The sequence below is a fragment of the Paenibacillus sp. OAS669 genome (assembly GCF_014873645.1).
In the GTDB taxonomy this organism is placed as follows: Bacteria; Bacillota; Bacilli; order Paenibacillales; family NBRC-103111; genus Paenibacillus_S; species Paenibacillus_S vulneris.
The window spans coordinates 1308717-1316634 of sequence record NZ_JADBDR010000001.1 but is presented as its reverse complement, the minus strand read 5'-3'; the positions used below and the strand labels follow the sequence as shown (position 1 = coordinate 1316634).

Here is a 7918-nt window from a genome sequence, read left to right as displayed (position 1 = left end):
CATGAATGACGAACATCGGAAAGCCGTATGAGGGAAAACCTCACGTACGGTTTGATGAGGAGGGGCAGAAATTTATCTGCCCTTTACTCTAGAACTATTTTCTAAGCTGATGATTATTCCAGGACCTAGATGGATTATACCTTGGGGCTAAATAGTTAAATCGTGTTTATTGCTGTAACGCCCGGATCGAGATACGTTTAAGGGGTTCCCCGGAACAGCAGGCGAAGCCTGGCAGGATGATTCCTTATTGAAAATGAAACGGGAGGTGATACAAGGCATTCGCGCATCCTGCACACGCCTGCAGCAGTTTAACCCCAAAAAGGAGGTAATTGTACGAATGAGATGGATGAAAAGAAAGTACGCCGCTCTCATGCTCGGCATATCGCTGATTGCGGCCATGATGATGCTCGGCACCGCCTCGGCCGCCACCCTATTCAGTGATAACTTCGAGGACGGGAATGCGGACGGCTGGACGACGCAGTATGGGACCTGGTCCGTTGTAAAGGACGGGGCATCATACGTGTACTATCAGTCCAGTACGGATGAGGGACGCGCCTCGGCTGGCAGCCAGAGCTGGACGGATTACAGCGTAACGGCCGACGTGAAGGTCGACAACTGGAACGGCTCCAATCGGACCTATGTTGCGGGCCGGTATAAGGACGGCAATAACTTTTATGCAGCATCCTTGTATAACAGCAGCGGAGGTACTTTGGAGATCCGCAAAAAAGTAAGCGGCTCTACAACAACTTTGGCCACAAAAACGAACTTCGGACTGGCGGCAGGCACATGGTATACGGTAAAACTTGAAATCATTGGAACTTCTATTAAAATGTATATTAACGGTACCTTGCAGTTGTCCGCCACGGATTCGAGTTTAACGTCTGGCGGGATTGGGCTGATCGCCTATAAAACAGTCTCGAAGTTTGATAACGTTTCCGTCTCGGACAGCTCGGCGTCGACACCAACTCCATCTCCAACGTCGACACCGACACCGACGCCGACGGCATCGCCGACACCAACGGCATCGCCGACACCAACGGCAACACCAACCGCGACGCCGACAACGGGCACGATTTATGTGGCGCCGAACGGTCTGGACAGCAACTCGGGAGCTATCGGCAGTCCGACGACACTTACTTCCGCGATTACGCGTGTAGCACCGGGCGGAACGATCTATTTGCGTGGAGGCACTTATGCTTACTCCACACAAATTACGATAGATCGCACGAACAGCGGTACGGCCAGCGCCAAGAAGCAAATCGTGGCTTACGGCTCCGAGAAGCCCGTGCTCGATTTCTCCTCTCAGCCTTATAACGCTTCCGACGTTTCGCAAAACGCCAGAGGCTTGCAAATCAACGGCAGCTATTGGGTTGTCAAGGGGCTGGAGATTAAAGGCTCTGCCGACAACGGCGTCTATGTCGCAGGCAATTATAATCGAATCGAAAACCTGGATATCCACAATAACAGGGATACAGGGCTGCAGCTAGGCAGATACGCTTCCTCGGCTGCCAAGAGCGAGTGGCCGAGCTACAACGAAATTATCAATACGTATTCACACGATAACTTTGATCCGGATAACGGGGAGGATGCGGACGGATTTGCTGCCAAGCTGACGGTCGGTCCAGGCAACGTATTTGATGGCTGCATCTCCGCCTACAATACGGATGACGGCTGGGATTTGTATACCAAGTCGGACACGGGAGCCATCAGTCCGGTAACCATCAAGAACAGCATCGCTCATCATAACGGTCAAACCTCGACCGGCAGCAGCACAAGCAACAGTGACGGAAACGGCTTCAAGCTGGGCGGAGAACAAATCGCCGTCAATCACATCGTCATCAATTCTGTAGCTTATCTCAACAAAAAGCACGGCTTTACGTATAACAGCAATCCGGGCTCGATAACGTTGAAAAACAATACGTCCTATAGCAACGGACAAAGCAATTTTGCATTTGACTCCGGTACGCATCAATTTACGAACAATTTGTCCTATAAGGGCGGTTCCAGCGACAAGACGAGCGGAACCGATGTGGACAGCTCGAACGTATGGTGGAAAAACAATAAAAGCACCAATGCCAAGGGCTTGGTTGCGGCAGATGATGATTTTGTCAGCCTGACGCCTACATTAACCCGCAATGCAGACGGTTCACCGAACCTGGGCAGCTTCCTGAAGCTCGCTTCCGGCAGCGACATGAAGGGAGCGGGAACGCCGAGCGGCACGAATATCGGTCGTAACTAAAGCAACGGGAGTAACATTCATTCACGCGTTCGGATGATACGGCTCATCCGAACGCCTGCTTTTGCAATAAGATGCGGCGATCAGGAACTACACTTGTAAATGGGGGGCGAAGGATATCAATACAACTTGGATTTATTGCATGCTCTTCATGCTGCTGTTTTTCCTGGTTTCCCGCTATGGGATGAGGAGGGGGACGATTCGCCGGGAAACAGCTCCGGCCCATGGAATCGTTATGGCGGTTCTGGGCGCAGGACTGGTGCTTCGGCTTGTGATTGCTTGGAACGTGTACGGGTATGACGCAGACGTCAATACGTTCAAGGCTTGGGCGGACCATGCCGCTTCCGCAGGACTGATGCGGTTCTATACTACCGATATGTTCGTCGACTATCCGCCGGGATATATTTATGTCTTATACATCATAGGAGTCATCCGCAGCGCGCTCCATATCTCATGGGATTCGTCATGGGCTCTGCTCCTTTTAAAAAGCCCCGCAATGCTCACCGATCTGCTGACTTCTTACCTCATCTTCCGATGGGGATCACGTCATGCAGGGGGCGCTGCGGCACTCGGGGCTGCCGTGTTGTACTTGCTGAATCCGGCGATTATCGTCAATTCGGCAGGATGGGGTCAGGTCGATTCCTTTTTCATGCTGTGGATGCTCCTGTTTATCGAGGCTGTCCTGGGCGGCAGACTGCGGCAGGCGTCCGCATATTATGCGGTGGCACTTCTGATTAAACCGCAAGCGCTGCTGTTTGCCCCGCTGCTCCTGCTGGTCTTCATCCGCAGAGGCAGCTGGAAATCTTTTCTTGCCAGCTTTGCAAGCGGCTTGGCTGTGTTCAGCCTGTTGGCGGCTCCCTTTCTTCTATTGAAGGGTCCGCTCTGGATCTTTAGCCTGTATTTCGGAACTTTATCATCCTATCCATACGCAAGCTTGAATGCGTACAATATTATGACCTTATTAGGGGGCAATTTCGCCCCGATCACGGATCAAGCGCTGTTCCTTACCTTTCAGTCATGGAGCGTCATCCTGATGGCCTGCGTGCTTCTGTATACGGTGTATTTGTATCTGAAAAGCAGCAAGGACGAGAAGCAGCTTGCCATCATTGCCGGCATTCTAATGACAGGGACTTTCGTTGTGCTGACCAAAATGCACGAAAGGTATTTATACTACGCGCTGCTTTTTATCCTGCTGGGGTTCCTGCATCTTCGCGACAGGCGGCTCTTGTACTGCTTTCTCGGATTAAGCCTGACTCACTTCATCAATGTGGACCAAGTACTGCTGGGCAGCCTGGAGCAGCTATATCATATCCCTCCGGATGATGCCGTGTTGACCGTCGTTTCACTGGCCAACGTGATGCTGTTTTTATATTTATGCAGATGGGCATGGCAAACGATTGTACTCCGTCAGATGTCCAGTATGGCGTCCCTGCAAGAAGACGAAGCCGCTCGAAGCGATGACGTCGAGGCTAGAATTCAAACCGGCGCTGCTGCGGAGAGCGAATCGGCTAGCGCTGTCGGTTGGAGACTGCCAGAGCCCAAGCCTCTCAATTGGGGAAGGAAGGATACGCTGCTGCTGGGCGGTCTGGTGCTTGTGTACTCCGTATTGGCTTTGTACCATCTCGGCTCTGCCAAAGCGCCGGAAACAGGATGGCTCGCATCCAGGGAAGGAGAGCAGGTCCTACTGGATTTGGGAGAGAGCAAGCCGATTGAGAGAATCAACAGCTTTTCGGGTGTCGGCGACGGAAGCTTCACTTATGAGATCAGCGCGGATGGACAAACTTGGAGCCGCCCGATTCATGTGTCGAATGACATCGTCAAGGTGTTCATGTGGCAGGTGGTTTCCGTCCATGAAACCGGACGTTATGTTAAGCTGACAGTGGAACGTCCTTCATTTACGCTTAATGAGCTTGCCGTATACGCATCGGGCAGCGAAATCCCGGTACCCGTATTGTCGATTAAGGGGGAGAATATGGATCCTCCAACCAAAGCGGATACCGTTGGCCGGCTGATCGATGAGCCTTCTCAGGCTTCATACCGGTCTACGTATATGAACGGTACGTACTTCGATGAAATTTATCACGCGCGCACCGCTTACGAGCATTTGCATCACCTCGAGCCATATGAATGGACCCACCCGCCGTTGGGTAAACTATTGATTTCCATCGGAATTATGGTATTCGGGATGAATCCGTTCGGCTGGCGCATCGTCGGAACGCTGTTCGGGATCGCTATGATTCCGCTGATGTATTTGCTTGGCAAGCGAATGTTCGGAAGAAGCGAGTATGCGTTTGTATCCAGCTTCCTGTTGACGGTAGACGGGCTGCATTTCGTACAGACGCGCATCGCCACTATAGATGTGTACGGGGTTTTCTTTATCCTGCTGATGTTTTATTTCATGTACCGTTACGTCTGTACAAGAATGTTTGCGGAAGATTGGCGGAAATCCCTGGTTCTGCTTGCGCTTTGCGGTCTGTTCTTCGGCATCGGGGCAGCCTCCAAGTGGATTGTATTGTATGCGGGGAGCGGCTTGGCGCTGATTTTCTTTCTCTGGTTGTTCTGGCATTACCGCGTCTACGCGGCTGCCGGGAAAGGGTTAGCGTCCATGAATAGCACCGATCCGGGCCTTCTTGCCGAATGGAAGCATATTCGGAATGTATTTCCTCGGCGGACGTTGGTTACGTTGGCCGTATGTATCGTATTTTATATCCTCATTCCGATGGTCACCTATGTCTTGTCCTACATCCCGTTTATGCTTGTTCCGGGTACAGGACACGGACTGGCCGAAGTATGGTCGTACCAGAAGCAAATGCTCGATTATCACAGCCAGCTGAAGGGCACGCACCCGTTCAGCTCCTCCTGGTGGCAGTGGCCGGTCATGAGCAGACCCGTGTGGTATTACGGAGCGACAGAGCTGCCGCCGGGTACTATATCGAGTATCGTTGCGATAGGCAATCCTTTGGTATGGTGGGGCGGATTTCTGGCGATCCTTCTGTTCGTTTTCAGAATGATCAAGTCGAGAGAAGCGACGGTTATTTTTATCGTCATCGCCTTTTTCTCGCAATATATCCCATGGATGTTCGTTCCCCGAATGACGTTTATTTATCATTATTTCGGAATGGTGCCTTTTTCTATATTGGCGGTTACTTACTATTACAGGCAAATAAAAGAATCGCAGCAGGGAAAAATAGGATGGATGTATGGTTATTTGGCCGCCGCTGCACTCTGTTTCGTCTTGTTTTATCCTATCCTGTCCGGACTTGTCATTGATCGGTCATACGCCGAGCATGTGCTGAAATGGTTTCCGCAGTGGCAGTTTTTCTAGAGTCCACGGGAGCTATCCGCAAGTTTCCATGCTGCTGCGGCAGGCTGGCTTCTATAGAGACACACTCCATTACTGAAACGAGGGACTTCTTTTATGCAGGAAACTATACGGTATTCCATTATCGTTCCTATGTTCAACGAACAGGAAGTGATCGAGGAGACTTACCGCAGACTCAAGCGGGTGATGGATACGCTCGACGAGCGGTATGAGCTGCTGTTTGTTAACGACGGGAGCAAGGACCGGACAGCCGATATCGTAAAGGAGCTCTGCGCGGAGGATGCGAATGTGCGTCTGTTGAATTTTGCCCGCAATTTCGGCCATCAGATAGCGATTACGGCCGGGATGGATTATGCGGAGGGCCAAGCCATTGTCGTCATTGATGCGGACCTGCAGGATCCCCCGGAGGTCATTCTGGAAATGATTGAGCTGTGGAAGAACGGCTATGACGTCGTGTACGGCAAACGTCTGGAGCGGAAGGGGGAAACTTGGTTCAAAAAATGGAGCGCCCACCTGTTCTACCGTCTGTTAAAATCGATGACCAGCGTGGACATTCCCGTGGATGCGGGGGATTTTCGCTTAATCGACCGCAAAGTATGCGATGTTATGAAATCGATGACGGAGAAGAACCGTTATGTACGGGGGCTAGTCAGCTGGACCGGATTCAATCAGACATTCGTCGAATACACGAGGGAAGAGCGGTGGGCCGGGGTTACCAAGTACCCGCTGCGCAAGATGCTCCGTTTTGCCGTAGATGCCATTACGTCCTTCTCCTACAAACCGTTAAAGGCAGCGGCTTATCTGGGATTTCTGGTGTCTGCCGTCAGCTTTATTTATATCCTGGTCGTTGTGTACCAAAGGCTGTTCACCAATACGACGATAACCGGATGGGCCTCGACGGTAGCAATCAATTTGTTCTTTAACGGTATCGTGCTGATCATTCTGGGGATTATCGGCGAATACATCGGGCGCATTTACGACGAAACGAAGGGGCGGCCGCTGTATATTATTTGGGAGCGGGCAGGGTATGCACAGGAACGGAAGAACAGGTCGCGCACAGAACCGCAGGATCGCCATGAAGCTATCCGATAAATCGGCTCGAACGATCGGCCAATTCATTAAATTTAACTTGGTAGGGGTTGCCAATACGGCCGTTGACTTGTGCGTCTTCCTGGTCCTGTATTCGGCATGCGGAATTTCTGTTTATGCAGCCCATATTCTGGCTTATTTGGCGGGGACGATCAACAGCTTTTATTGGAACGGCCGATGGACCTTCGGTCAATGGGGAGGACGAGGCAAGGCATGGGCTTTTCTCCGCTTCGCCATACTGAACGGGATAAGCTTGGGTTTATCCACCCTTGGCATCCTGCTGCTTACCCGGTATGGACATTGGGAGGTACTGTGGTCGAAGCTGGCTATTACCTGCTGTATGATGGGGGTCAATTTTCTTACCAGTCGAATGTGGGTTTTCGTCAAAGCTTCAGAGAAAGGGTAAAAGGGGAGCGAACCGCTTCCCATACAAGGCTTTTTTAGCGATAGAAAGAGGCAGGGAGAATATTTATTGGGAGGTACGTTATGAGTTTATTAAAGAGCCTCAGCTTCGGGCGGAGAAATGCCGCATTCATTCTTTGTTTATCCCTTATGCTATCGTTGTTTGTGATATATCCGGCAAGCGCAGCGACCTTGTTTAGCGATAATTTCAATAGCGGCAATGCGAACAATTGGACAGCGACTACAGGAATCTGGTCCGTTGTTCAGGACAACGGCAATTATGTGTATTATCAATCCGGCACGGACGAAGGCCGCACCTCGGCAGGCAGCTCCGCCTGGACGGATTATAGCGTAGAAGCGAATGTCAAGATCGATAATTTCAACGGCTCCAACCGCACTTACGTGGCCGGCCGGTATAAGGACGGCAATAACTTCTATGCCGCCTCGTTATATAACAGCAGCGGAGGCACTTTGGAGATCCGCAAAAAAGTAAACGGTTCCACCACGACCCTGGCGACGAAAACGAACTATGGGCTGGCCGCCGGAACCTGGTACACCGTGAAGCTGGAACTCATTGGCTCCTCTATTAAAATGTATGTGAACGGCGCCCTTCAGCTTTCTGCAACGGATACAAGCCTGACTTCGGGGGCAGTAGGGCTGGTAGCCTTCAAAACGGTTGCGAAATTCGATAATATTACCGTTTCCGACAGCTCTTCATCGACACCAACACCTACACCGACGGCAACTCCGACACCAACGCCAACACCAACATCGACACCAACGCCAACACCAACATCGACACCAACGCCAACACCAACATCGACACCAACGCCAACACCAACATCGACACCAACGCCAACACCAACATC

General features: G+C 51.4%; 4 protein-coding genes and 2 pseudogenes. All 6 read left to right on the top strand.

Translation table 11 applies throughout. The annotated features are described in order from the left end of the window. Positions 1–253: 253 nt before the first annotated feature. Positions 254–931 (top strand): annotated as a pseudogene (locus GGC63_RS34360) (family 16 glycoside hydrolase); the annotation flags it as partial. A gap of 66 nt (positions 932–997) precedes the next feature. Continuing rightward, positions 998–2239, top strand: a pseudogene (locus GGC63_RS34355) (right-handed parallel beta-helix repeat-containing protein); the annotation flags it as partial. 139 nt (positions 2240–2378) lie between these two features. Next, positions 2379–5561, top strand: a complete 3183-nt coding sequence (locus GGC63_RS05400; RefSeq protein WP_192701364.1) for a glycosyltransferase family 39 protein — start codon at positions 2379–2381, stop codon at positions 5559–5561. A gap of 93 nt (positions 5562–5654) precedes the next feature. After that, the gene (locus tag GGC63_RS05395; RefSeq protein ID WP_192701363.1) at positions 5655–6650 is read left to right on the top strand and encodes a glycosyltransferase family 2 protein; all 996 of its coding nucleotides are present in this window, start codon (positions 5655–5657) and stop codon (positions 6648–6650) included. Beyond that, complete coding sequence (locus tag GGC63_RS05390; RefSeq protein ID WP_192701362.1) at positions 6634–7053, top strand: GtrA family protein; 420 nt, start codon at positions 6634–6636, stop codon at positions 7051–7053. The genes GGC63_RS05395 and GGC63_RS05390 overlap by 17 nt, the downstream gene beginning before the upstream one ends. 80 nt (positions 7054–7133) lie before the next feature. Then, the coding region (locus tag GGC63_RS05385; protein ID WP_192701361.1) for a family 16 glycoside hydrolase at positions 7134–7918 on the top strand (785 nt) is incomplete at its 3' end.

What these genes read in the sequence shown, in the direction of transcription:
- GGC63_RS05390 (WP_192701362.1), top strand. Translation starts at nt 6,634, where the DNA reads ATGAAGCTATCCGATAAATCGGCTCGAACGATCGGCCAATTCATTAAA.
- GGC63_RS05395 (WP_192701363.1), top strand. Translation starts at nt 5,655, where the DNA reads ATGCAGGAAACTATACGGTATTCCATTATCGTTCCTATGTTCAACGAA.
- GGC63_RS05400 (WP_192701364.1), top strand. Translation starts at nt 2,379, where the DNA reads ATGCTCTTCATGCTGCTGTTTTTCCTGGTTTCCCGCTATGGGATGAGG.